Here is a 22,658-nt window from a genome sequence, read left to right on the forward strand (position 1 = left end):
TTGAATCGTGTGTCGTCAGTCATCGCTCGGTTCTGTGCCTGGACTCGCCGTTTCAGTCGACGATTCGGCGGCCCCGCTGTGGCGTGCCTTTACCTCCTCTGGGTCGAAATCGTTCGTGTCCCGGTTAGGCTCGAGCCCCGCGCGCTCGATAATTTCGATGTCGTCGCCGGGCGATTGGCCCTCGGTCGTGAGGTAGTCGCCCGTGAGGATGCCGTCGGCGCCGGCCTCGAGAGGCAGGTGCTGTTCGTCCGGCTCGAGATTTACCTCGCGGCCGCCGGTCAGGCGAACCCGCGAGCGGGGGTGGAGCAGCTTGTACACCGCGACCGTCTCGACGATCTCCGACGTGCTGATGTCGACACCCTGTTCGGCCAGCGGCGTTCCCGCAACGGGGTTGAGAACGTTCACCGGGAGCGAGGAGACGCCGATGTCCTGCAGGGCGATAGCCGCTTCGACCCTGTCGGTCGGCGTCTCGCCCATGCCGAGGATGACGCCGGCACAGAGGTCCATTCCGGCCGCCTTGGCGACCTCGAGGGTCTTCACGCGGTCCTCGAAGCTGTGGGAGCCGACGATTTCGGGGAAGTAGTTCGGGGAGGTCTCGATGTTGTGATTGTAGTGATTGATTCCCTCCGCGGCGAGGATTGCGGCCTCCTCCTCGGTCAGGATACCGAGGGAGGCGTCGACCTCGAGGTCGCACTCGTCGCGGACGAGTCGGATCGACTCGAGGACCTCCGCCCACTCTTCGGGGCGGTGTTCCTTCGAGACGCCCTTCTCGGCGACCACGATCCCGAAGCGCTGGGCACCGTCGCGTTCGGCTCGTTTGGCCGCCTCGAGGATCTTCTCGGGGCCGAGGAAGCCGTAGGTGTCGATGCCGGTGTCGAAGTGGACCGACTGCGCACAGAAGCCGCAATCCTCGGCGCAGTTGCCCGCCTTCGCGTTGACGATCGAGCAGGCGTCGACCGTGCCGTCGCCGAAGTGATCGCGCACGGCCGCGCCGGCCTCCGCGAGCGCCTCGACCGGCTGGGCGATCAGCGCAAGCCCGTCGGTCCGGTCGAGGCGCTCGCCGGCAAGCACCCGCTCGAGTGCGTCGTCGACCGTCTCGTTTCCAGTCTCGTAAACCACAACTCTAGACGCGGTTGACGGGATTATAATGGTTTTGGATAGTCGTGGCTGTTGTCGGGTACTCCTCGATCGGTTAGCTTCGGGTGAATCCGGCGCATCGCCGAGTGGGGTTTACGGCCGAAACTGTTGTTTTGAACAATGCTTACAGCGTTCACATCGGTTCCCCAACCTTTGAATAGTGGTATGTAATATCACAGCGTATGGTCGTTCGTGTTCCAACGGAGCGATTCGAGGACGTGCCAGATTTCGACTACGAACCGCAGTACGTCGACGTCGGCGAGTTACGGATGGCGTACGTGGAAACCGGCGGCAGTGCAGACGGCGACGAAGCCGAGGAAACGTTCCTCTGTCTGCACGGCGAACCCACGTGGTCGTTCCTGTATCGGAAGATGATGCCCACGCTGGCCGAGCGCGGCCGCGTAATCGTCCCCGATCTGATCGGTTGCGGACGCTCCGACCGGTACGAGGACCGCGACGAGTACTCCGTCGAGATGCACTACGACGCGCTGAAGACGTTCGTCGAGGAACTCGACCTGACGAACATCACGCTCGTCTGTCAGGACTGGGGTGGCGTCCTCGGACTCCCGCTTGCGACCCACGAGCCCGAACGGTTCGCGCGTCTGGTACCGATGAACACCGGCGTCCCGAACGGGTCACAGGAGATGAGCGACAGGTGGCACGAGTTCGCCGAGATGGTGGCGACAGCTGACGACCTCGACATCGGCAGACTGGTCGAAAACGGTTGCTACAGCGACCTCTCCGATGACGTGGTCGACGCCTACCGCGCGCCGTTCCCCGACGAGCGATACATGGCCGCCGCGCGGACGTTCCCCGGCCTCGTTCCCACGTCGCCCGACGATCCCGGAGCTGACCTGATGGCCGAAACTCAGGAACTCCTCGGCGAGTGGGAGAAACCGGCGTTCGTCCTGTTCGCGAAGGAGGATCCGATCACGTCCCACGACCGCGATCCACTCCGACATCACATCCCGACTGCGACCGAACAGCCCGATGTCTGGATCGACGAGGCGGCCCACTTCCTGCAGGAGGACGCCGGCGAAGAGATCGCCGAGCACATCGTCGACTTCGTTGACCGAACCTGACTCGAGGCGCAGAACCGACTGCTACCGGGGTGTCTCCGCATCCCACTTCTCGGATATCTCTGCAGTCACGTTCACGAGGGAATCCTCGCACTCGTCCGTCCCCTCCTGTGCGCGATCGCGGGCGGCGAGACGGACTCGTACCGGAATCCCCCGACCGTCGACGGGCGGTGGAGCCGCGCACCAGCCCCCTCAAGCGACAGTTTGCCGAATCAACGGCTTCGACGGCGTTCAACTGGTCGTTTGTCAACATCCACGGGCGTCGACCCGCGTCGATGGCCAGCACACTAATACGTCATCAATCTCAATTCGCGTGACTGAAAAAATTCCAAAAATTAAAGTCGCGTGATAATCGACTAGCACAGAAGGATTTCATGACTGATAGTACGACAGACACGCAGTCGGCCGACGGCGGGTTCGAGGTGGGCTCGAGCGTCGACGATCTCTTCGGGGAGATCGAGTCGGACGGGGATTCAGAGGGCGGCCAGCGAGCCGAGACCGACGACGGGGACGGGTCCGACGTCGTCGAAGATCAGACGGCCGCCGACGTCTTCGACCAGCTTCGGACGGACGCCGGCGATGAGAACGGGGCCGACGACATTCTCGCGGACGAGAGCCCGGACGAGATCATCGCAAGCGCGGACGAGCCGGACCCCGAGCCCGACGCGACGGTCGATGCGGACCTGCTGGCCGACGACGACGAGCTCGCGGATCTCCTGCTCACTGGCCGGTCGAAGGAGACCGACGGGGAGTTCCTCTGGATCGACCCCGCAGACGACGCGGGGACGGACGGCGTCGAGAAAGGCGACGAAGGCCGACTCGAGGAGAGTGCAGACGCGACACCTGACTGGGAATCAACCGACGCAACCGACGACGTGGCCGATGATACGGCTGCTGACGTGACCGACAACGCGACCGACGATACGGCTGCTGTCGAGCAATCCGACGCGGCCGAGCCGATCACGGACCACACTGACGGCGACGTCGACGTCGACGAATCCGCCTCCCCGAACGATACCGAGACGAAACCCGAATCCGCCACATCGTCGGCACCCGAGATCATCTCCGACGACGGTTCCGAGACGATATCGGACTCGAGCGACGACGGTGGGTCCGGTCTCGAGGAAGACGAAACTGCGCCAGAATCCGCCGCCGACGGAGACGACGCCGAGGAGGAGCCGGAGCGAGCGGACGCGGACGACGCACCCTCCGGCCCCCTCTCCAAAGTCCGTGCGACGCTGGGCGGACTCTTCTGATCGTCGTGAGATCTGTCACGGCGACTCCCGGGCGACCGGGACGCGTTCGTTCGCCGCTCTCGACTGTGTGTAGGCAGGGCGTTACGGGTCGGGATGCCACGCAATATCCGCCCGCCGAACCGTATACGGACGCTCGCCGCACTCGGGACAGCACGTTCCGCCGCCAGGATCGTCGACCCGCTCCGGAATCGTATGCTCGTTTCCGCAGCTGTCGCACTCCAGCCAGACCGGCATACGAGACACTGACGGGTGACGCACTTATGATCATGCTGCGGGAGAGCGACGGGGCGACCGTATTAAGCCGGTAACGGCGACGCTACTCGTCACTCGAGAAGCGAGTACGCTCGAGTCGCCGAAATGGGAGAGAAATAGGAGAGAAACGGCCCGCAGCGTCGGTCACGGGCCGCCTCGAGAGCGAGACGGCGTTAGTCGAGGAAGCCTTCGATGTGGTCGGCGACTTCCTCGGGGGTGTCGCCGACGGGGACCCCGGCGTCGTTGAGCGCGTTGATCTTGCTCTCGGCGGTCCCGGTCCCGGAGCCGGAGACGATCGCACCGGCGTGGCCCATTCGCTTGCCCGGTGGGGCGGTGCGGCCGGCGATGAAGCCGGCGACCGGCGTGTCGACGTAGTCGTCGATGAACGCGGCGGCTTCCTCTTCGTCCTCGCCGCCGATCTCGCCGCACATGACGATGGCGTCGGTCTCGGGATCGTCCTCGAAGAGTTCGAGGGCGTCGACGAAGTCCGTCCCGATAATCGGGTCGCCGCCGATACCGATGGCGGTGGTCTGGCCGATGCCGCGATTGGTCAGACTGTCGACGACCTGGTAGGTCAGGGTGCCCGAGCGGGAGACCAGCCCGACGTTCCCCTCGGAGAAGATGTTGCCGGGGAGAATGCCGAGTTTGGCTTCGCCGGGCGTGATGAGGCCGGGACAGTTCGGACCGATGAGGCGGGTATCCGTCTCGGAGAGGCGCTTGTTGACTCGCGCCATGTCCTGCGTCGGGATGCCTTCCGTGATCGCGACCGCGAGGTCGAGCCCCGAATCGAGCGACTCGAAGACGGCGTCGCCGGCGAACGCCGGCGGGACGAAGATGACGGACGTGTCCGCGTTCTCCTCGTCGACCGCTTCGTGGACCGTGTCGTAGACCGGCACGCCTGCGGTCTCCTGGCCGCCCTTGCCGGGGACCGCGCCGGCGACGACGTTGGTGCCGTACTCCATCATCTGTTCGGCGTGGAACTTGCCTTCCCCGCCGGTGATGCCCTGTACCACGACGCGCGTGTCGTCGTCGACTAGTACACTCATTGGTCGTTCACCTCCCCAGCGTACTCGACAGCACGTTGGACCGCGTCCTCGAGGGTCTGTTCGACCGTCACGAGGTCCTCGTTCAGAATCTCCATGCCTTCCTCCCAGTTGGTCCCGGCCAGTCGGACGACGACCGGCTTGGGGATCTCGTCGAACTGCTCGAGCGCTTCGTTGATCCCGCGGGCGACCTCGTCGCCGCGCGTGATCCCGCCGAAGATGTTGAAGACGACCGAATCGACGTTGTCGTCGGAGAACACCATGTCGAGCGCGTTCGCGATGCGGGCGGCCTTCGCGCCGCCGCCGACGTCCAGGAAGTTCGCGGGCTTCCCGCCGTAGTGGTCGACCAGATCCAGCGTCGTCATCACGAGACCCGCGCCGTTGCCGATGATGCCGACGTTGCCGTCGAGGCGGACGTAGTCGAAGCCGTACTCGTCGGCCTTCTGCTCGAGTTCGTCGCCGCCGGCGGCCGCCTCCTCCATCTCGGCGAGTTCGGGCTGGCGGAACAGCGCGTCCTCGTCGATGTTCATCACGGCGTCGGCCGCAATGACCTCGTTGTCGCTGGTGACCATCAGCGGGTTGATCTCGGCGTCAGCGCCGTCCTTGTCGTCCCAGAGCTGATAGAGAGTCGTGAGAACGCTCGAGACGTCGCGCGCGATAGACTGATCGACGCCGGCGTCGTAGACCGCCTTCCGGGCCTGGTAGGGATGCATCCCGAAAGCGGGATCGATGTGTTCGCGGGCGATCGCCTCGGGATCCTCCTCGGCGACCTCCTCGATATTGACCCCGCCCTTGGTCGAGACCATCGCGACGGGTTTGCCCTCGCCGCGGTCCATCGTGATCCCGACGTAGAGTTCGTTCGTGAAGTCGACCGCTTCCTCGACGAGGACGCGATCCACGTGATACCCCTTCAGATCCATTCCGAGGATGGACTCGGCCGCCTCGCGGGCCTCGTCCGCGTCGTCGACGAGTTTGATCCCGCCGGCTTTCCCCCGGCCGCCGACCTGTACCTGTGCCTTGACCGCGACTGGATAGCCGATTTCCTCGGCCGCGGCGACGACGCCGTCGACGTCGGACGCGAGCTGCGAGTCCGGCGTCGGTACCCCGGCATCGGCGAAGACCTGCTTCGCCTGGTACTCGTGTAATTTCATACCATTCGAACGGGCGTTCCGACCTTGCTTAAATCCTGCCAGTTTCCACTCGGCACCGGGTATCCATCGACGTGTATCAACGACACGACCGATGTTAGTCCCGTAGCGTGTTCTCGTTCGCTACGTTTGTGTGGATTTTCAAGTGAAGTGGGGAAGAGACAATCACGCGTCCGAACCCGACGCCGCAGCGGTGTCACGAGTGGTCGATCTTCAATGCCATCATCGACCGTCCGTTCGAGAGCGAGAGAGACTACGGAACGTCTCGGACTCGAGCGCCGACCGCCAGCAGAGCATTCAATGCTCGCCTCTCCCTACCGACGCGTAGAGGCCGCCCCGTGACCAACCCTACCGCAACTCGGCGACAGTCGGGGTGGCTGTCGTCGATAACGGCCGTGCTGCGGTTTCTGGTTCACAGCAACCTCTTTATCTCGCTGGCGACGGTCAGCGTGGCCGTCACGACGATACTCCTTGCGGACCTCCCGCTCGAGCCCCTGCCGCTGTTCATCGTCTTCGCGGCGACGATGTTCGTCTACACCGTCAACCGGTTCACCGACCTCGAGGAAGACGAGCAGAACGTCCCGCGGCGCGCGGCGTTTACGAAGCGGTACGGCCGCCTCTGGCTGACGGCGGGGATCGTCCTCTACGTCGCCGCGATCGGGATCGCCGTCGCGCTCGGCCTCTCGGGGGCCGCGTACCTGTTCCTCCCGCTCGCGGTCGCACTGATCTACTCCCTCGGCGGCGTCAAACGAACCTTCCTCGTGAAGAACCTCGTCGTCGGCCTCGCGTGGGGCGCGATCCCGCTGGGCGTCGGCTACTACTACGATCGGCTCGGCTCGCTTGAGATCCTGTTTCTGTTCGTCTACGTGACGGTCATGATCACCATCGCCGCGGTGGTCTTCGACATCAAGGACATCGAGGGCGACCGGGAGGAAGACATCCCGACGGTTCCGAACCTGTTCGGTCCGCGAGCGACGCGGGTGGGGTCGCTGGTGGCGACGGTCGCCGTCGCCGCCGCGGTCGTCGCCCTCGCGGCGACGGGCACGATACCGCGCGAGTTCCTCGTCGTGCTCGCGATGAACGCCTACGTCTGCGCCTACGTGCCCTTCGCGACCCCCGATCGCGGCCCGCTCTACTACGGCTTCGTCGTCGACGGCGAACACGTCTTTCTGGCCGCCGTCGTCTGCGCGCTCGAGTGGCTGGTCTGGTGACTCACACCACGTCTCAGTCGTCGTCTGCGCCGCCGTCGTCTGCGCGCTCGAGTGGCTGGTCTGGTGACTCACACCACGTCTCAGTCGTCGTCTGCGACGCCGGTCGCCCGCAGGTACTCCTCGAGCAGCGTCGGGAACTGCCCCCCGCGGACGTACCGGAGGCCGAACTCGTCGGCCCAGGAGATGATGCCCCGATCTTCGGTGACGACGCCGGCGTCTAACTCTCGAGCGAGAACCAGCAGGTCGAAGTCCTCGCGAGAGTCGAGCACGCCCCGCCGGAGCGCCCGACGGTACTTGTCGCGCATGTCCGAGAGAATGCGATCGGCGTCGGTCATGTACGCCTCGCGCCCGTCGTCGGCGTTCGAGCCACCGGCGAGCGCTTCGGGATCGAGCTGTTCGACCTCGCGGATCGCCTTCTCCGAGACGCGGAGGCCGCGGTCCACGCGATCGCTCATCTCGTCGATGAAGTTGTAGACGATGTTCGCCGGAATCGTGACGCCGTACCGGTCGGGACTCTTGCGGACGACCCACGTGTCGAGCCGCGAGAAGACGGCGTCGTCGACGTCCCGTTCGCGCAGCATCGTCGCGAGTTCGTCGTGGATCGACGGCGGCACGTAACAGGAGATGTTGAGTTCGAGCCGCGCGGTCGCGACGAGATCGAGCAGGCGGACCACGGCGTCCTCGAGCGATTCGTCGTCGCGGCGGATCTCCTCGGTGATGAACAGCGACGTGTCGAGGACGAACCGTTGACGCGGCAGTTCACCGGGCATAGTCCTCAGTTGGACGGGAATCCACATAGACCTCATCCCGCGATCGCTTTGGCGCGGCGGACGGCCGAAGCGATCGACGATCGGTGATCGACCGGGTGTTTTTCACCGGGAACGTGGTCGACGACGTATGGACCGCGACGAGTACCTCGAGCGGCTCGGTGCGACCACGGAGGAGGCCGCCGACCTCTTCGAGCACTTCGAGCAGCGGTCGGCTGCCGGCCGAACACACCACGTGCTCACCGCAACTCGCCACGGCGTGGAGCGTGGAACCGTCATCGTCGAGGAAAGTGACGTCGTCGTTCGCGGCTATCCGAGCGTTCCGCGGATCCTCGTTCTCGATCCCGGTATTCCCTCGTTTTTCGAGGCGAACGAGACGGTCGCAATCGAGGAGAAACTCGACGGTTTCAACGTCCGGATCGCAGCTGTTGGAGCCGGCTCCGGGGAGCCCCTCGCGTTTACCAGAAGCGGTTACGTCTGCCCGTTTACGACGGCACGGGCGCGCGAGCGCCTCCCGCTCGAGACGTTCTTTTCGAGCCATCCGGAGACAGTCCTCTGTGCCGAATTGATTGGATCGGAAACGCCGTACACGACCCACGACTACGAAGGTGTCGACACCCACGAGTTCAGGGTGATCGACATCCGTGACCGCGAGTCCGGTGAGCCACTTTCCGTCGCCGATCGACGGTCCCGCTGCGAGGAGTACGGGTTCGGACAACCGCGACACTTCGGTCGGATGGAGCCGTCGACCGCACGTGAGACGGTCGAAGAGACGATCGACGAACTCGATGCGGCGGGACGGGAGGGCGTCGTCCTGAAGTCGGCAGACGGGCAGTCGATGGTCAAGTACACGACCGAATCACAGCACCACGAGGAACTCGCGTACGCGTTTTCGCTTCCCTTCGATCACGGCCGCGACTTCGTCTTTTCCCGAATCGTTCGGGACGCGTTTCAGGCGGCCGAGTTGGACGGAACCGATGCTCGGCTCAGGGCGCGGGCGCATGCGCTCGGCGAATCGATCCTCGAGCCGATGGTCTCGACTATTCGGGACGTGGCGGACGGCGAAACCGTCGGGGAACGACACACGGTCAGGGGCGATCCCGACTCGATCGACGCGCTTCTCGAGCACCTGCACGAGCAATCACTGACGCTCGAGTTCGAGGCCGATCGCCGGGAAGACGGTGAGCGCGTCGTCGAGTTCGTGAAGGTGGCCGAATCGAGTCGGGACCGGATCCGGTACTATCTGGACGGTGGGACGCGGGACGAATGACCGGAAAACTGGATGAATGGAGGAGTAACTGGCGAATTGCCGGAGAAAAGGAAGAATCACGAGTTCTGTCCGATAGTCGCGAGCCGAACGAGCGGTTCAGTCCCGCGGCAACTCGGCCTCGATATCGGCCCCGGAAGCGGACTCCGTCGGGCTCGAATCGGGGGCCGAATCGACCCCACGGAATTCGAATCTGGCACCGCCGGTCTCGCTTTCGGTACTACCGCTCGTCCAGCCGTGGGCCGTCGAAATCCGGTCGACGATCGAGAGCCCGAACCCCGTTCCCTCCTCGTCCGTCGTGTACCCGCCTTCGAAGACCCTCTCCCGTCGGCAGGCCGGAATACCGATGCCATCGTCCTCGACGTAAAACCCGCCGAAAGAGTCGTCTGCGGAGTCGTCGATCGTTCCCACTCGAATCTCGAGGCCGGCACCGTCCGTGCTCTCCGTCCCGTGGTCGATCGAATTGCGAAACAGGTTCTCGAGCAACCGCGTCAACCGCGTCCGGTCCGCGAAGATCGAGACGTCCGCGTCGATAGCGAGCGATGCCGATCCGGTATCGACGCCGTTCCAGGCCGTTTCGGCGACCGTAGCGAGCGCAACGGGCTCCGGATCGGTGACGGCCGCCCCCTCGCGGGCGAGCGTGAGGACGTCCTCGATGATCGTTTCCATCCGCTCGTGAGAGCGTTCGATTTCGTCGAAATACCCGTCGTTGTCGCCCGTTTCGGACGCGAGTTCGAGATAGCCCCTGGCGACGGTTAGCGGGTTCCGGAGATCGTGCGAGACGATGGTGGCGAACTCCTCGAGACGGGCATTCGATTCCTCGAGTTTCGATTCGCGGTTCGTCCGATCGGTGATGTCGCGGGCGATCAGCAGCCAGCCGACGTGTTGATTTCGGTCGTCGTCGATCGGCGCCCCCGTCAGCAGGAAATGGGACGAGTCGATCGTCGCTCGTACGGCCGTCCGTTCCCTGCCGTCGGTGAGGGTCTCGTAGCGGTCACAGAACTCCGTTCCGGCGAACAACGGTTGGAACGGTCGACCGATGGGGGATGCGGTATCGTCACCGACGCGATCGAGCAGCCGGTGGCCTTCGGGGTTGATATCGATGAGGCGGTCGGTATCATCGATGACGAAGATCGCGGCGGAGACGCTGTCGAACACTCGATCGCGGGCGATTGGCATGAGGTCCAACAGTCGGTACCGAACGACGGCGACCGTAAACAGGATGCCCGACGTGATACCACCGATCGGCATCAGATCGATCGCGACGAGGTCGAGCACGTAGATTCCGTGTGCGAGCCAGGGTGCCACAGCCGCACCGAGCAGGACGAAACTCTGTCCGCGATACACCGCCCGCGATCGATACAGGAACTTGAGGATCATCGCGGTAGTAGCGGCGTTCACTGCGTACGCGTACCCGAGGTAGAGCGCGACTGCGGGGCCGAACTCGTAGGTGATCGGTATCGCTCCCGCCGTGGCCGGCTCCAGCGTCGTATACAGGAGATTGCCCGGATTGGTGTACACCAAGAGCACGAGAGCCATCGACGGAATCGCGAGCGCACCGACGATCCGCGGCCGAAGCAAGCGTTCCCGCCCGGTGTACTCAAGGACGAACAGGAGTTTCATCAGCGAGACGAGTGCGACACCGACCGACACCGTTCGGAGCGAAAGCGAGGCGACCGTGACGCTATCAGTGACGAGAACGAGCGAGACCGATCCGTTCCAGATCGCGAGCCCGCCCAGCAGCGACAGGAGTGTCACCGCGCCGGTTCGATTCCGATACTGCCAGAGGAAGGCGCTCGCCACGACGGCCGTGAGCGTGGCGAGCAGATAGATCGTCTGAGTGATCGACAGGAGATCCGCCATCGCCTGATAGGTAGCCCGAATCAAGTAATAGGCACCGGCCGATAGTGTTGGTCAAGCGACCAATCGACTGCCCGACGGCGTCGGTTCAGGACGGCGTCGTATCCGATGGCTGTCCATCGGAGGCTGGCACGGGAGACCCGAGCGTCCCAACTGAACCGTCCGCGCTGGACTCGTTGGCACCGTCGGAATCGACACCGGTAAAGTCAAATCTGGCACCGCCGCGCTCGCCCTCACCGGCAGTGACGGTCCAGCCGTGAGCGGTCGCGATTCCCTGGACGATGCTCAGGCCGAACCCGGTTCCCTCCGCGTTGGTCGTGTAGCCGTCCTCGAAGACATCTTCGCCCTCGTCGGGCAGTCCCAGACCATCGTCGGAGACGTAGAATCCCACCGATCCACCGCCATCGTCCGCGCCGATAGTGCCCACCTCGACCTCGAGCGGCGACCCGATCGGGTCCGCGCCGTCGTCCGTTGCGTCCGGTGTCCCGTGTTCGACGCTGTTCCGAAACAGGTTCTCGAACAGGCGGGTAATCCGCTTCGGGTCGGCGAGAATCGTCAGATCGGACGTCACGGAGAGAGTGGCATCGCCGGTGTCGACGCTCTCCCAGGCTTGCTCGGCGAGATCGGCGAGTGAGACCGGTTCGGGATCGGTGACCGCCGAGCCCTCCCGGGCGAGCGCGAGCACGTCCTCGATGATCGTCTCCATTCGGTCGTGTGATCGGTCGATCTCGTCGAAATACTGGGCCGGATCGTCGGCCTCGCGAGCGAGATCGAGGTAGCCGTCCGCGACGTTCAGCGGGTTTCGAAGGTCGTGGGAAACGATGTTCGCGAACTGTTCCAGACGGTCATTCTGTTGCTCGAGGCGTTCTTCGTGGCGTTTCCGTTCGGTAATGTCACGGATGATGAGCAGCCAGCCGACGTGGCGATCTCGGCTGTCCTCGATCGGCGTCGACCGGACGTGGTAGGCGACGGTACCGAGCGAAAACTCCCGCTCCGACTCGACGGGGGCAGTCGTAATCTCGTCGTACTGCTCTTCCAGCACGGGATAGCCGGCGATCAACGAGTGGACGTCGGTCCCGATCACGGAGCTGTCGGCGCCCTCGAACAGGTCCCGCGCGGCGGGGTTGATATCGATGATCCGGTCGTCCGTGTCGATGACGAAGACGCCGTCAGTGACGGTATCGATGACGCGATCGCGGGCGATCGGGACGACGTCGGCCAGTCGGTAGCGAACGATGGCGACCGCGTACAACGATCCGGCCACGACGAATCCGATCGGTGACGTATCGAACTCGACGAAACCGGCGACGTAGACGCCGTTTGCGATCCAGGTCGCGAGCGTTCCGAAGAGGAGTGCTGCACTCTGGCCCTTGTACAGCGATCGGGACCGGTAGAGAAATCCGAGTATGAGGACCGTTACCAGTCCCAAAACGAGGTACGCGTAGCCGAGGTGAATCCAGAGCAGCGGGCCGGGCTCAAGGGTCCCGTTGAACGATTCGAAGAAGAGATGAGACGGATTGACGACGGCGAGGACGGCCAACAATATTGGTTCGGCCGACAGGACGGCGAGTATCGGCGTCGTGAGGAACTGCTCCCGTCCGGTGTACACGAGGGTAAAGACGAGAAACGTCATCGTCGCGAATCCGACGCCCAGGAATAACGTTCCGGTCAGTACGGTAGTTGCAAGGGGATGACCGATAACGGATAGCAACACTAGCGACACGTCCCACAACCCCACCGCGAGGACGGTCCCGAGAAGCGGGATCACACCGGTCTTACCGTGGTGCTGCCAGAGAATCACCGCGAGTGCACCGCTCAACAGCGCCGAAAGGATGTAAATCAAGAGGATGGGGTCAAGTCCCTGTGTCATCGTTCGTACTCGAGTACCGAGTATATAAAGTGCAATGGCCATTTCGCACGCTTCCAACGCTTGCACCGGTCCGAAAGCGGCGCTCATCACAAACGCGTGAAGATCGCGGTCGGTGGTCCGCTCCCGTCTCGATCGGTCGATCGGGTGCTGTTCAGATAAGGCTGAAGGAGTGAGGCGTGGCGTTTTCAAAGTGATTCATGCCCGAAAACGCACGCCTCAGTCCTAGTATCGGCCAGTTCGACTTGGATTTTGTGGAGCGAGAAGCAACACCGCGGCTGTTGATGAAGCTCAGTATTCAACTCCATCTTGCTGGACTCTCGCTTTCGAATACTGTTCGAGTTCTCGAGATATTTGGTATTGAACGGGCTCGATCGACGGTTCATAATTGGGTTCACAAGGCAGATTTACAGCCCGATCCCTGTCGAAGTCCGGATCACGTTGCGGTTGACGAGACGGTGATCCGGCTCGGCGATGAACAGTATTGGCTGTACGCCGCTGTCGATCCAGAGTCAAACGAATTACTGCATACAAAGATTGAACCGACTAGAACCAAGGTCATAGCCAGTACGTTCTTCACGGAATTACGTGAGAAACACGACGTCGATGACGCCGTGTTTCTCGTCGATGGCGATAAATCGCTGAACTACGCTTGTCAACGACATGGCCTCGATTTCAGATACGAACGACATGGAAATCGGAACAGTATCGAACGTGTTTTTCGTGAGATAAAACGCCGAACCTCATCCTTCTCAAACTGCTTTAGTAACGCTCACGCAGACACTGCTGATCAGTGGCTCAGATCGTTCGCCTTCGCATGGAATCAGCTTATCTGAACACGATGGTCGATCGGGAACGAACCATTTAGGCACTGGCCGACGGTACGGTGGTGTATGCCCGTCCCCAAATCGGAATTCGAGAACCTCCCGCCGTGTGACTTCTACACGCCGGCGGAGCTCCTCGAAGACGACCAGATGTACACCGTCTACGAGATCGCTCGATTGTTGCAGGGCGTCGAACCCGACGCCGAACTCGAGCCCGAGACCGAGGACATCCTGCTCGACTGGGCGATTCCGTGGGTCATGACCAACGCCGACGACCTCGTGGTCGCCGAGCCCCGCGACGAAGACGAACCCGGCTACTACGGCCTGAGCGAATGATCCTCCTCGTGGTCGGTGCCGATCGCGTCGACGCCGGCAAGACCACGTTCTCGGCCGGTCTGCTCGATCGAACCGGCGCGGCCGGCTACAAGCCCCGCGCCGGCAACGACTTCTGGTTCGACCACGACGACTGCCGTCGCGCCCTCGACGGCGGGCGGCTCTATGGCAAAGATGCAATGCGGCTCACGGCAGCAGACGGCCGGGGCCGACCGCCCGAACGACTCAATCCCGTCCACCGGCTCTGGCGGCCCACCCCTGATGGCGGAAGCGGCCTACTCGGACGGACCGATCGGGAGTTCGTCGTCGACCGGATCGGTCACGGGGTCGACGAGTCGTTATTCGTCCGCAACGCGACCGCCGAGATTCCGAACGCTGTCGCCGACGCCCTTCCGCTCGCGGACGCGATCCCCGTCGAGACCGTCGAGGAGTTCAACGACCTCGCCGAGCGGGAGTACGTCCCCGCGTTCGAACGGCTGGCCGACGAGATCGAGGCAGCCGAAGTCGCCGTCGTCGAATCCTACAGCGACATTGCGCTCCCGCTCGCGTCGCTGGATCCCGCGTCGATCGCCGCAGTCGCGGCCGTCGAACCCGGTCGCGTTCGGATATACGACGGCGATCGCTACTGTCGGGCCTGCGAGGTCGCAAGCTCGAGCCCCAGAGACGGAACGCTCGAGAAGCGCGTCCCCGACGCACTCGACTATCTCGATCCGTTCGAGCGCGTTCGGCTGCCACCGCTCGACAGCGACACACGGGACGATCCCGCACGGATCGCCCGCGCGTACGATCACGCCTATGACGAGTTACTCGACGCCGCCGGACGAGTATCGATCTAACCGATTTCCGACCGCTCTAACGGCTCTCCGCGAGGAGCCAGCCCGCAAACTCGAGGCCGGACGAGCCGAGTCTACATCTGTCGCGCCATCTGCGCCGACAGTTCGACGTGATCGTAGGGGTCGCTCGTCACGCTCGGTCCGTGACCGGTGTGCATCGCTTCGAGTTCCGGATCGATCCGCTCGAGCACCCGATCGATGCTCTCGATCAGGGCGTCTCGGTCGCCCTCCTCGAGATCGGTTCGGCCGAAGCTCCCGTTCTGGAAGACGAGATCTCCCGCGAACAGCACGCTCGCGTCGCTCGAGTGAAAACAGAGGTGATCGTCCTTGTGTCCCGGCGTGTGGAGCGCGACGTACTCGTGGTCGCCCAGTTGAATCGTCTCCTCATCCGCGATCGCGTGGTCGACGCCGTCGATCGAGGTGTCATACCCCCAGGCGTCGACATCAAAGGCATCTTTCACCGCCGGGAGGTTTCCGACGTGATCGCGGTGCGTATGCGTCAGGATGACGGCGTCGATGTCGTCGATTCGATCGTGAACGGCGTCGACGAGGTCGAAGTTCGCACCCGTATCGACGAGCACGGGCCGGTCGCCGGGGACGAGAAAGACGTTGCTGGTAAACGCCTGTACGCCTTCCGCGAGGTTCGTGATCATGGCTGGCGCTACTCGGTCGAGTGATTTGTGGCTATCGACACGGGCCTGAGCGGCGATAGCAAAGACACCACGATCCAGTCCAGTGTCTGGATAGTCCCGAGCACATGGCTCTCGGAAATGCTCCACCGATCATCCGGTCTGTGATCCGATTTGCATCTATCCCGCTATTCACAAGGATTTTTAGCTCCGGCACGCACTGAGTAGACGAATGAACCGGCCGGGCTCCGTCGGATTCGTCGTTCTCCTTATCCTCGCGCTCGTGACCGGGGTCTGCGGACCGTTCGCGTTGGCCGACACTGGGTCCGCTTCGCCATCAGTGACGGAGCCGGCTCCGGCCGAGACGCGATCCGCCACGATGGTCGCCCAGACAGACGGGAGCCCGCTCGTCACGCAGGAAACGCAGGACTTCGACGAGACGACGTTCGAGATCACCGTCCACGAGAACGGCAGCGCGACGTGGACGTTCAGATACGAACGGCTGTTCGCGAACGACGACAACGCGACCGCTGCCAGGGAGAACTTCGAGGCCTTCGCCGAGGAGTTCGAAGCCAACGAGACGGATCTGTACGACGGGTTCACCAATCAATCGCGTACCCTGACCGAAATCGGTGCACAGACGACCGGTCGAGAGATGGACGCGACGAACTTCCGTCGCTCAGCGCAGGTCGAAGAACAGTTCACCGCCACGGGCGCTGCCGGGAACGAATCCACCGCGACGGGCGTCGTCGAAATGTCGTTTACCTGGACGGGATTCGGCGTCGTCGAAGCGGACCGGATCGTCGTCGGCGATGTCTTCGAACGTCTCCCGCTCGCGTCGAATCAGGCGATCGTGATCGAGGCGGGCGGCGATCTCACCTTCCGGTCCATCGAACCCGACGACGGACAGTACGCCGGCACCTCGCTCGAGGACGCGACGTCGGTTCGGTGGAGCGGCCAGCGAGAGTTTATCGATGGCCGGCCCCGAGCAGTGTTCGATCGACCCGGCGCCGGGAGTGCCGAAACCGGACTCCTCGAAACGATGAGTGATCTCAGTCTGGGCTGGTATCTCGTCGGTGCCCTCCTCTGTGTAGGCATCGGCGTTGCAGCAGTGGTCTGGTACCGACGACGCGGGCCCGGTAGCGAGGAAGTCGCCGCTACAGCGTCCGATTCTACCGACGGTTCGGCGCCGCCGCCAGCAGCGGCAGACACAAATGGTGAGTCCGACGGTGAGCCCGAACCACTCTCCGACGAGGAACTCATGACGGACGAGGACCGCGTCGTCACGCTCATCCAGGAGAACGGCGGCCGGATGAAACAGGTCAACATCGTCGAGGAAACCGGCTGGTCGAAGTCCAAGGTCAGCATGCTGCTCTCCGATATGGAAGACGACGGCACCATCAGCAAGCTCCGCGTTGGCCGCGAAAACATCATCAGCCTCGAGGGATTCGAACCGGAAGCGACCAAGTCGCCGTTCGACGAGTAGCGATCACCGACGAAACGTCGGCCACTGACCCGCTCTCGCATGGCAGGGATCGACAGCCCCGAAATGAAACGGAATCCTTAAACATCGTACTGCGCAACGATTGGATAGAGACGACGCCCGCTCCGATGTCCTGTGTACCACGCGGCGCAGGGCCCGGAACGAGACGGCGCGTCGCGCTCCGATGGTGTAGTCCGGCCAATCATATTGCCCTCTCACGGCAATGACCTGGGTTCGAATCCCAGTCGGAGCACTGTAGCGAACGTAGTGAGCGAAGCGCGCACGGGTGGGATTCGAAGCACGGAAATCCGAGCGGAGCGAGGATTTGCATCGGGTTCAAATCCCAGTCGGAGCATCCCAATCCGGTTCCCTTCTTGCGGTTTTGGCCTGCAGAGGTCATCCATGTTCGACTCAACGCCTAGGTCAAGTAAATTCGAAGGATCCACACATAGCCACGCCGTCTTGCGGTTTTCCCGTTTTGCCGGGCTATCCGATCTGCTAGCGCAGTCTCAGACTCCGTCCGCTGCCGAACCGCTACATGCCCAGGGGAGGCCTACAGCGCTCGAGTCAGCGCCCCTCGGCTCGATCGCCACGCAAGACCATGTAAGTGGTCGAGAGCCGTGCGACGAGTTTTCCCTCAGATGTCTGTACATCACACTGGACGAGACCGAGGGTCCGGCCTCGGTTGACGACCGTGGCCGTCGCCTCGAGGCGGTCCTCGAACACCGGCCGAAGGAAGTTAATCTTGAGTTCGATGTTCGTCGTCGATTCGCCCTCCTCGAGCGTCGTCATGAACGCGACCGCAGTCGTCGTGTCCGCCAGCGCGGTGATGACGCCGCCCTGAACGGGACCGCCCCGGTTCGCGTGCCGGCTAGTCGCCTCCATCGAGAGGACGGCTTCGCCGTCGCCGAGTGACTCGACCTCCCAGCCAAGCAGGTTTCCGATGGGAGAGTCCGAGGGTGGTCCCGGTGAGGGGAGGTCGAAGTCATCATCGGCTTCCCCACGCCGCCGTGCCTCGACGGCTGCCATCCCCTCCCGGACACGCAACTCCCGGCGAAGGGCATCCTCGAGGATCTCGTCTGGATCGTTACTTACCGCTTGTAATCGGTCGTACTCGGACGCTGATAGCGACAACTCGACCGTCCGCGTTTCATCCCCGTTGTCGACCATAGTCACCCGATACGATAGATTACTATGTGGAGGTTGTGCCTCCGGCAGGCAGACTGAGCTATCCAAAACTGTCGAGCGCTGCTGTGACGAGAGTCGACTGCCGTCACCCCCTCACACTATATGAGGGTTAGTAACAATGCCAATAGTGAGATGTGGAGTAGCATGGAAATCCGACCCGGAGTGTACAGCTACGAATTGGAATGGGCGTACGATGAACCGCTTGGGGTCCACGTACTCGACACCGAGCGCGCTACGGTCCTGTTCGGCGCCGGAAGCGAGGATACTGCCGACCAACTGACCGAAATCGCGACTGCACACGGTATCGATGTCGCTATCGTCGAACACGGCGATACCGACCACTACGGGGGCGTCCCGGCGTTGCGCGCGGCCATCGACGACCTCGACATTGCCGCCCCGGCCGGCGATGTTACGGCTCTCGAAGCGGCCGGGCTCGAGGTTGACGATCCGCTCACAACCGACAACATCTATTGGGGCATCACCCCGATTGCAGCGCCCGGCCACACGCCGGACAATATGGCCTATCTCTACGAGGAGATTCTCGTGGCCGGGGATACAGTTGTTTCCGCTGACTCGCCGTTCGCTGCGGCGGGGGACTGGAGCGGGCCGTTCGCAGTCATCGCCGCAGACTACAATGCCGACGACGAGCAGACGCGCAACAGCGTCTCGGTCCTTACCGAGTACGGGTTTGAGACGGTCCTGCTCAGCCACGGTGGCAACGTCACGGAGATCGGACACGACCCGGTCGAGACGCTCATCGCGGACCTCGAGTGACCGCAAACAGCACAAAGTCAATCCGAACCGCTCTGGTGTCCGGCGGTTGGGGCCGGCACGGAAACGGACTACCTGCAGCCATTCGGGCGTTAGGGAGGGGAGGATGTCAAGTCGGCTTCTAACGGGACGCCTCTGAGTACAAGGTGCAAGAGTGAACACTGCAGGAGGAACAGACTTTCATCGAACAGAGTTTCGAAACGCTCGACGATCTCTTCTATGTACTCGGTACCGACGACGCTGTTTCGGTAAAGACCTACGCGACGATGAACAAGATCATGACAGTCTTCGTAGAACACCACGATAGCTATCAGGAAGAAATCGCGCCCGGTAGCGTTCGACCCACAGATCACGGGATAGGACCCGTTTGACCGCGCATCTGCTCAGCGTTGAGTTGCGCGATAATTATCTGCCCGTCCGATAGAACAATAGGATCGCCAAGAATAGCTCGTTCTATGAATATTGAGAACAAACAGCAATCGATTCGATGTCTCACGGCGAAAGTCGGACTCAACGGCCACGACCGCGGCGCACACGTCATCGCGCGTGCGTTCCACGATACGGGCTTCGAGGCCATCTACTCCAGGTTGCACAAATCCCTCGGCGAGATCGTTCGGGCGGCAGTCCAGGAGGAGGTCGCGGGCCTCTTTGGCACCCACGACACGCTCGTCCCGAAAATCACGGACGGCCTCAAAGAGGGTGTTGCGGCGATCTTCGGCCCGATCACGTCGGCCGAAGAAACGATCGAGTTCGTTCGTGAGACCGCTCCGGAACGATGACTGCTCGAGATGGCGCTGCAGGGAACGACGACGGGATCGATTCGAATGGCCGAGAGACAGTTGCCATCGACGAAGATACCGTGGACTGGGTGGATCTCACCCAGCCGTTCGACGCCGACGTACCGCACTCGGCGGCGCTCCCCGCGCCCGAGTTTGAGACGCTCAGTGACGTCGATCGCGACGGAGCCAACGCCCAATGGATCGGAACTCCGACTCACGTCGGGACACACGTCGACGCGCCCCGACACATGATCCCTGACGGTGCGACGATCGACGAGATTCCGCTTGCTCGGTTCGTCGGCGACGCGACGGTCGTGGACGTGAGCCGTGACAAGTCCGAAGCGATCCCTGCGGACGAACTGGCAGCGGCAGCGGGCGACGTTCGATCCGGCGATATTCTCCTCGTCCGGACAGGATGGGGCGAGCGGTACGGCGACGAGGACTACGAGCGCTATCCGTGGTTCGCGGCCGGTGTCGGCGATTGGCTGCTCGAGCAGGACGTGTCGCTGTTGGCCGTGGACGTCCCGAGTCCCGACCGACCCCGGGCGACGCGACCTGACGACTGGGACGACTACCCTATCCATCAGACGCTGCTGTCTGAGGGCGTCCTCATCGCGGAACACCTCAGAATCCCGCATTCGCTGGTCGGCGCTCGTCCGACCGTCTTCGGATTTCCGCTGGCCCTCAGGCGAGGCGACGGAGCGCCGACGCGGTTCGTAGCAGCCCGATCAGCCTCACCGCAGTAAGTCCCAGAAACTGACTTATCGCTTGGATGGAGGCGAGAAAAATGCTTTTGACGTGTCCGGATGAGCGCGTCGTGTGTCTGAAACCAAAACCGGCTAATTCGCATCGAGAGCGATGGACAGCGCGCAGACGTGATAATCGACCGCCCGGAGAAGCAAACGTTGTTCGTCGAGGAGCGCGGTCGCGGGTGACTGCAGTAACCGTTCGGGTGACAAGCAACGAATCCGCGTTCGACCGACAGCTACTTTGGTCAGATATTGGTCGCCTGCTAATCACTTGCTCGAACTAGCGCCGAGTACCTCAATCAGATTCTCGATTTCAGTGGCGGACGCGTCCATCGAGGGCATCACGATGACCACGTCGGCCCCGGCCTCGAAGTACCGCCGAAACTGGTCGCGAACATCCGATTCGGTTCCGGCGACGGTCAGTTCCGAGACCATCCGGTCGGAGATAGCAGCGACCGCCCCCTTGCGGTTTCCCCCGCGGAACAGGTCGTGCGCCCTGTCCGGGGCGTCCCCAAAGTCGTGCGCATTCACCTGTTCGTGGTACCCCATCCCCATCTCCTGTGCGAGGAGATACCGTACTCGCCGTTCAGCGCGGTCCGGGTCGGTGTCGACTGCGGTCGGGATCCACGGCGCCACGACCACGTCATCCGGCTCTCGGCCGGCCGCTTGCGCACTCTCGCGAACGTCCGCGACGGTGGCCGAAAACGATGACTGAGGGACGAACGCCGGCAACCAACCGTCCGCGTACTCCCCGGTGAGCCGTCGGTTCGCATCGCCGATCGCGGCGTTAAATATCGGTACGTCGGTAGACGTTTCGAGTGCCATGGTGTACGGGCCAATATCGAACACGTCCCCGCTGTAGTCGACGGTCCCGCCGGCAGTCGTTTGCCGGATGATCTCGATCGTCTCTCGGAGTCGTCGAAGCGGTTGGTCGAACGACAGCCCGTGCCACTGTTCGACGAGCGGCGGCGAACTTACGCCGAGTCCGAGCAGCGCACGGCCGCTCGAGAGGCGCTGGAGCGTTGCGGCACTCATCCCGAGCAGCGTGGGAGTTCGAGAGTAAACGCTGGCAACGCCCGTCCCGATCCGGACGTCGGTCGTACACTGCGTGATCGCAGCGAGCGTGGCAACCCCATTGCTTCCGGAGGCCTCCTGTTTCCAGACCGAGTGAAGGCCCGCTTCGTCGGCGTGTCTAGCGAACGCCAGCGTCTGCTCGAGCGATACGGAGGAAAACTCGTCGGGGAGAACGAGTCCGAATTTGGGCATCGGTCGTCAGTTCGTCGCCGTGGACTTCAACTTTCGTGCCGTGAGGGTGGGGCTTGATCTCGAGACAGTTCACAGATTTCTCAGCAGTATTTGGTTGTCAATCGGCGCTCTCTGGATCGGTGGCTTCTCGACATTCAGGGTATTCTTCGAACTGCTTCCATCGTCAATTTGGGATCAGACTGGCAAAGACGAATTAAAGTATCAAGTTACACCAGGGCTGTTATCTTTGATCGCAGTTATCAGGGATCAGCTCCGTGGGCTTGACGATATCACCACTTTCGAGTGCGACAACAGGTCGGTGCTCGTCTTTTGCGTAGTGGTGGACACTTCCGCCGCCGTACACGGGTGATGGAACCGTGAATAGAACTCCATCCTCCTCTCGATAGTCGAGTGAACACGACTTTGTCAGCCACTCGTTTGAAGACCTCTGCTGTTCCGCACTTCGAACGCTCTACCCGGAACACATGATCACAAACACAGGACAATGGTGGTATGGTGAGCACGAGATCGACGTCGTCGGCCTGACAACCGGCGAGACGCTGATCGTCGGTGAGTGCAAATTCCAACAGTCGCCACTCGGATACGACGCGCTGTCGAACCTCCAAGACCACGGCGACGAACTTCGATGGTCGCCACAAAACGGGAGCGACCGGGTCGTCAAGTACGCACTCTTCTCTCAAAGTGGGTTCAAGCAGTCAGTCGAAGAAGCTGCCAGTCAACGAGATGACCTCCGTTTGTTTACCGTCACAGATGTCGTGAATGCACTCACAGGAAACAAGGCTTAGGACGATTTTCTGAGTTGTCTTGTCAGTACCTCAGTTTATCGACTTCATCAATCGTTTACTCAGTTGCGGACTCTTCGTATTGCGACTGAAACCTGGTGCTGACTACAGAGAGTCTCTTCAGCAGGACCCGA

20 protein-coding genes, 1 tRNA gene and 1 pseudogene are annotated in these 22,658 nt (G+C 62.6%); 13 read left to right on the forward strand and 9 right to left on the reverse strand.

What is annotated here, in order from left to right; all coding sequences use genetic code 11:
• Positions 1 to 15: 15 nt before the first annotated feature.
• Positions 16 to 1,119 carry a biotin synthase BioB gene (gene bioB / locus CP556_RS18635; protein ID WP_098726978.1) on the reverse strand — a complete coding sequence of 368 codons (1,104 nt, stop codon included), beginning with the start codon at positions 1,117 to 1,119 and terminating at the stop codon, positions 16 to 18.
• Positions 1,120 to 1,319: 200 nt separating this feature from the next.
• On the opposite strand from bioB, the gene CP556_RS18640 reads away from it, so the two are divergent.
• Together CP556_RS18640 and CP556_RS18645 are read left to right on the forward strand one after the other, a co-directional pair.
• Positions 1,320 to 2,219, forward strand: a complete 900-nt coding sequence (locus CP556_RS18640) for a haloalkane dehalogenase (protein ID WP_098726979.1) — start codon at positions 1,320 to 1,322, stop codon at positions 2,217 to 2,219.
• 371 nt (positions 2,220 to 2,590) lie between these two features.
• Positions 2,591 to 3,472 carry a hypothetical protein gene (locus tag CP556_RS18645; protein WP_098726980.1) on the forward strand — a complete coding sequence of 294 codons (882 nt, stop codon included), beginning with the start codon at positions 2,591 to 2,593 and terminating at the stop codon, positions 3,470 to 3,472.
• Positions 3,473 to 3,897: 425 nt separating this feature from the next.
• Here the strand turns inward: CP556_RS18645 and sucD are convergent, their stop codons facing one another.
• Together sucD and sucC are read right to left on the reverse strand one after the other, a co-directional pair.
• Positions 3,898 to 4,770, reverse strand: coding sequence for a succinate--CoA ligase subunit alpha (gene sucD, locus CP556_RS18650; RefSeq protein WP_098726981.1), 873 nt, complete (start codon positions 4,768 to 4,770; stop codon positions 3,898 to 3,900).
• The gene (sucC, locus tag CP556_RS18655; RefSeq protein WP_098726982.1) at positions 4,767 to 5,918 is read right to left on the reverse strand and encodes an ADP-forming succinate--CoA ligase subunit beta; all 1,152 of its coding nucleotides are present in this window, start codon (positions 5,916 to 5,918) and stop codon (positions 4,767 to 4,769) included. The genes sucD and sucC overlap by 4 nt, the downstream gene beginning before the upstream one ends.
• A gap of 335 nt (positions 5,919 to 6,253) precedes the next feature.
• Here sucC and CP556_RS18660 point away from each other — a divergent pair, with 335 nt between their 5' ends.
• Positions 6,254 to 7,126: a UbiA family prenyltransferase gene (locus tag CP556_RS18660; RefSeq protein ID WP_098726983.1), complete on the forward strand. Its 873-nt coding sequence runs from the start codon at positions 6,254 to 6,256 to the stop codon at positions 7,124 to 7,126.
• Positions 7,127 to 7,206: 80 nt separating this feature from the next.
• Here the strand turns inward: CP556_RS18660 and CP556_RS18665 are convergent, their stop codons facing one another.
• Positions 7,207 to 7,896, reverse strand: a complete 690-nt coding sequence (locus CP556_RS18665; RefSeq protein ID WP_098726984.1) for an RNA ligase partner protein — start codon at positions 7,894 to 7,896, stop codon at positions 7,207 to 7,209.
• A gap of 127 nt (positions 7,897 to 8,023) precedes the next feature.
• Between CP556_RS18665 and CP556_RS18670 the strand changes: the two genes are divergently transcribed.
• Entirely contained in the window at positions 8,024 to 9,163 is a 1,140-nt protein-coding gene (locus tag CP556_RS18670; RefSeq protein WP_098726985.1) for an RNA ligase, read from the forward strand.
• A gap of 96 nt (positions 9,164 to 9,259) precedes the next feature.
• Here CP556_RS18670 and CP556_RS18675 read toward each other — a convergent pair whose 3' ends face one another.
• Together CP556_RS18675 and CP556_RS18680 are read right to left on the reverse strand one after the other, a co-directional pair.
• The gene (locus CP556_RS18675; protein ID WP_098726986.1) at positions 9,260 to 11,023 is read right to left on the reverse strand and encodes a sensor histidine kinase; all 1,764 of its coding nucleotides are present in this window, start codon (positions 11,021 to 11,023) and stop codon (positions 9,260 to 9,262) included.
• Between the two features lie 85 nt (positions 11,024 to 11,108).
• Positions 11,109 to 12,890, reverse strand: a complete 1,782-nt coding sequence (locus CP556_RS18680) for a sensor histidine kinase (RefSeq protein WP_098726987.1) — start codon at positions 12,888 to 12,890, stop codon at positions 11,109 to 11,111.
• Between the two features lie 197 nt (positions 12,891 to 13,087).
• Between CP556_RS18680 and CP556_RS18685 the strand changes: the two genes are divergently transcribed.
• From CP556_RS18685 to CP556_RS18695, 3 genes are read left to right on the forward strand one after another with little or no spacing between them, the layout of a single operon-like run.
• Positions 13,088 to 13,723 carry an IS6 family transposase gene (locus CP556_RS18685; RefSeq protein WP_098726988.1) on the forward strand — a complete coding sequence of 212 codons (636 nt, stop codon included), beginning with the start codon at positions 13,088 to 13,090 and terminating at the stop codon, positions 13,721 to 13,723.
• Positions 13,724 to 13,780: 57 nt separating this feature from the next.
• Positions 13,781 to 14,047, forward strand: coding sequence for a DUF5827 family protein (locus tag CP556_RS18690; RefSeq protein WP_098726989.1), 267 nt, complete (start codon positions 13,781 to 13,783; stop codon positions 14,045 to 14,047).
• Positions 14,044 to 14,880 (forward strand): ATPase, encoded by an 837-nt coding sequence (locus CP556_RS18695; RefSeq protein ID WP_098726990.1) that lies wholly within the window; start codon positions 14,044 to 14,046, stop codon positions 14,878 to 14,880. Before CP556_RS18690 ends, CP556_RS18695 begins: the two co-directional genes overlap by 4 nt.
• Before the next feature lie 71 nt (positions 14,881 to 14,951).
• On the opposite strand, the gene CP556_RS18700 is transcribed toward CP556_RS18695, so the two are convergent.
• The gene (locus tag CP556_RS18700; RefSeq protein ID WP_098726991.1) at positions 14,952 to 15,530 is read right to left on the reverse strand and encodes an MBL fold metallo-hydrolase; all 579 of its coding nucleotides are present in this window, start codon (positions 15,528 to 15,530) and stop codon (positions 14,952 to 14,954) included.
• 208 nt (positions 15,531 to 15,738) lie between these two features.
• Here CP556_RS18700 and CP556_RS18705 point away from each other — a divergent pair, with 208 nt between their 5' ends.
• Together CP556_RS18705 and CP556_RS18710 are read left to right on the forward strand one after the other, a co-directional pair.
• Complete coding sequence (locus CP556_RS18705) at positions 15,739 to 16,992, forward strand: helix-turn-helix transcriptional regulator (protein ID WP_098726992.1); 1,254 nt, start codon at positions 15,739 to 15,741, stop codon at positions 16,990 to 16,992.
• 175 nt (positions 16,993 to 17,167) lie between these two features.
• A tRNA-Glu gene (locus tag CP556_RS18710) sits at positions 17,168 to 17,242 on the forward strand.
• Between the two features lie 314 nt (positions 17,243 to 17,556).
• Here CP556_RS18710 and CP556_RS18715 read toward each other — a convergent pair.
• Positions 17,557 to 18,159, reverse strand: coding sequence for a PaaI family thioesterase (locus CP556_RS18715; protein WP_098726993.1), 603 nt, complete (start codon positions 18,157 to 18,159; stop codon positions 17,557 to 17,559).
• Positions 18,160 to 18,321: 162 nt separating this feature from the next.
• Between CP556_RS18715 and CP556_RS18720 the strand changes: the two genes are divergently transcribed.
• The 3 genes from CP556_RS18720 (at position 18,322) to CP556_RS18735 (ending at position 20,473) form a co-directional block, all read left to right on the forward strand.
• The gene (locus CP556_RS18720; protein ID WP_141551714.1) at positions 18,322 to 18,951 is read left to right on the forward strand and encodes an MBL fold metallo-hydrolase; all 630 of its coding nucleotides are present in this window, start codon (positions 18,322 to 18,324) and stop codon (positions 18,949 to 18,951) included.
• A gap of 452 nt (positions 18,952 to 19,403) precedes the next feature.
• Positions 19,404 to 19,727, forward strand: coding sequence for a hypothetical protein (locus CP556_RS18730; protein WP_098726996.1), 324 nt, complete (start codon positions 19,404 to 19,406; stop codon positions 19,725 to 19,727).
• Positions 19,724 to 20,473, forward strand: a complete 750-nt coding sequence (locus tag CP556_RS18735; RefSeq protein WP_098726997.1) for a cyclase family protein — start codon at positions 19,724 to 19,726, stop codon at positions 20,471 to 20,473. The genes CP556_RS18730 and CP556_RS18735 overlap by 4 nt, the downstream gene beginning before the upstream one ends.
• Positions 20,474 to 20,743: 270 nt before the next feature.
• Here the strand turns inward: CP556_RS18735 and CP556_RS18740 are convergent, their stop codons facing one another.
• Positions 20,744 to 21,742, reverse strand: a complete 999-nt coding sequence (locus CP556_RS18740) for an LLM class flavin-dependent oxidoreductase (RefSeq protein ID WP_098726998.1) — start codon at positions 21,740 to 21,742, stop codon at positions 20,744 to 20,746.
• A gap of 398 nt (positions 21,743 to 22,140) precedes the next feature.
• Between CP556_RS18740 and CP556_RS18750 the strand changes: the two are divergent.
• Positions 22,141 to 22,527 (forward strand): annotated as a pseudogene (locus CP556_RS18750) (DUF234 domain-containing protein); the annotation flags it as partial.
• Positions 22,528 to 22,658: the final 131 nt, after the last annotated feature.

The sequence above is a fragment of the Natrinema sp. CBA1119 genome (genome assembly GCF_002572525.1).
Taxonomy (GTDB): Archaea; Halobacteriota; Halobacteria; order Halobacteriales; family Natrialbaceae; genus Natrinema.

Coding starts and splice junctions, on each gene's coding strand:
- CP556_RS18705 (WP_098726992.1), top strand. CDS start 15,739: ATGAACCGGCCGGGCTCCGTCGGATTCGTCGTTCTCCTTATCCTCGCG.
- CP556_RS18640 (WP_098726979.1), top strand. CDS start 1,320: ATGGTCGTTCGTGTTCCAACGGAGCGATTCGAGGACGTGCCAGATTTC.
- CP556_RS18730 (WP_098726996.1), top strand. CDS start 19,404: ATGAATATTGAGAACAAACAGCAATCGATTCGATGTCTCACGGCGAAA.
- CP556_RS18720 (WP_141551714.1), top strand. CDS start 18,322: ATGGAAATCCGACCCGGAGTGTACAGCTACGAATTGGAATGGGCGTAC.
- CP556_RS18740 (WP_098726998.1), bottom strand. CDS start 21,742: ATGCCCAAATTCGGACTCGTTCTCCCCGACGAGTTTTCCTCCGTATCG.
- CP556_RS18670 (WP_098726985.1), top strand. CDS start 8,024: ATGGACCGCGACGAGTACCTCGAGCGGCTCGGTGCGACCACGGAGGAG.
- CP556_RS18690 (WP_098726989.1), top strand. CDS start 13,781: ATGCCCGTCCCCAAATCGGAATTCGAGAACCTCCCGCCGTGTGACTTC.
- CP556_RS18715 (WP_098726993.1), bottom strand. CDS start 18,159: ATGGTCGACAACGGGGATGAAACGCGGACGGTCGAGTTGTCGCTATCA.
- CP556_RS18680 (WP_098726987.1), bottom strand. CDS start 12,890: ATGACACAGGGACTTGACCCCATCCTCTTGATTTACATCCTTTCGGCG.
- CP556_RS18665 (WP_098726984.1), bottom strand. CDS start 7,896: ATGCCCGGTGAACTGCCGCGTCAACGGTTCGTCCTCGACACGTCGCTG.
- CP556_RS18645 (WP_098726980.1), top strand. CDS start 2,591: ATGACTGATAGTACGACAGACACGCAGTCGGCCGACGGCGGGTTCGAG.
- CP556_RS18675 (WP_098726986.1), bottom strand. CDS start 11,023: ATGGCGGATCTCCTGTCGATCACTCAGACGATCTATCTGCTCGCCACG.
- sucD (WP_098726981.1), bottom strand. CDS start 4,770: ATGAGTGTACTAGTCGACGACGACACGCGCGTCGTGGTACAGGGCATC.
- CP556_RS18700 (WP_098726991.1), bottom strand. CDS start 15,530: ATGATCACGAACCTCGCGGAAGGCGTACAGGCGTTTACCAGCAACGTC.
- CP556_RS18685 (WP_098726988.1), top strand. CDS start 13,088: ATGCCCGAAAACGCACGCCTCAGTCCTAGTATCGGCCAGTTCGACTTG.
- CP556_RS18735 (WP_098726997.1), top strand. CDS start 19,724: ATGACTGCTCGAGATGGCGCTGCAGGGAACGACGACGGGATCGATTCG.
- CP556_RS18695 (WP_098726990.1), top strand. CDS start 14,044: ATGATCCTCCTCGTGGTCGGTGCCGATCGCGTCGACGCCGGCAAGACC.
- sucC (WP_098726982.1), bottom strand. CDS start 5,918: ATGAAATTACACGAGTACCAGGCGAAGCAGGTCTTCGCCGATGCCGGG.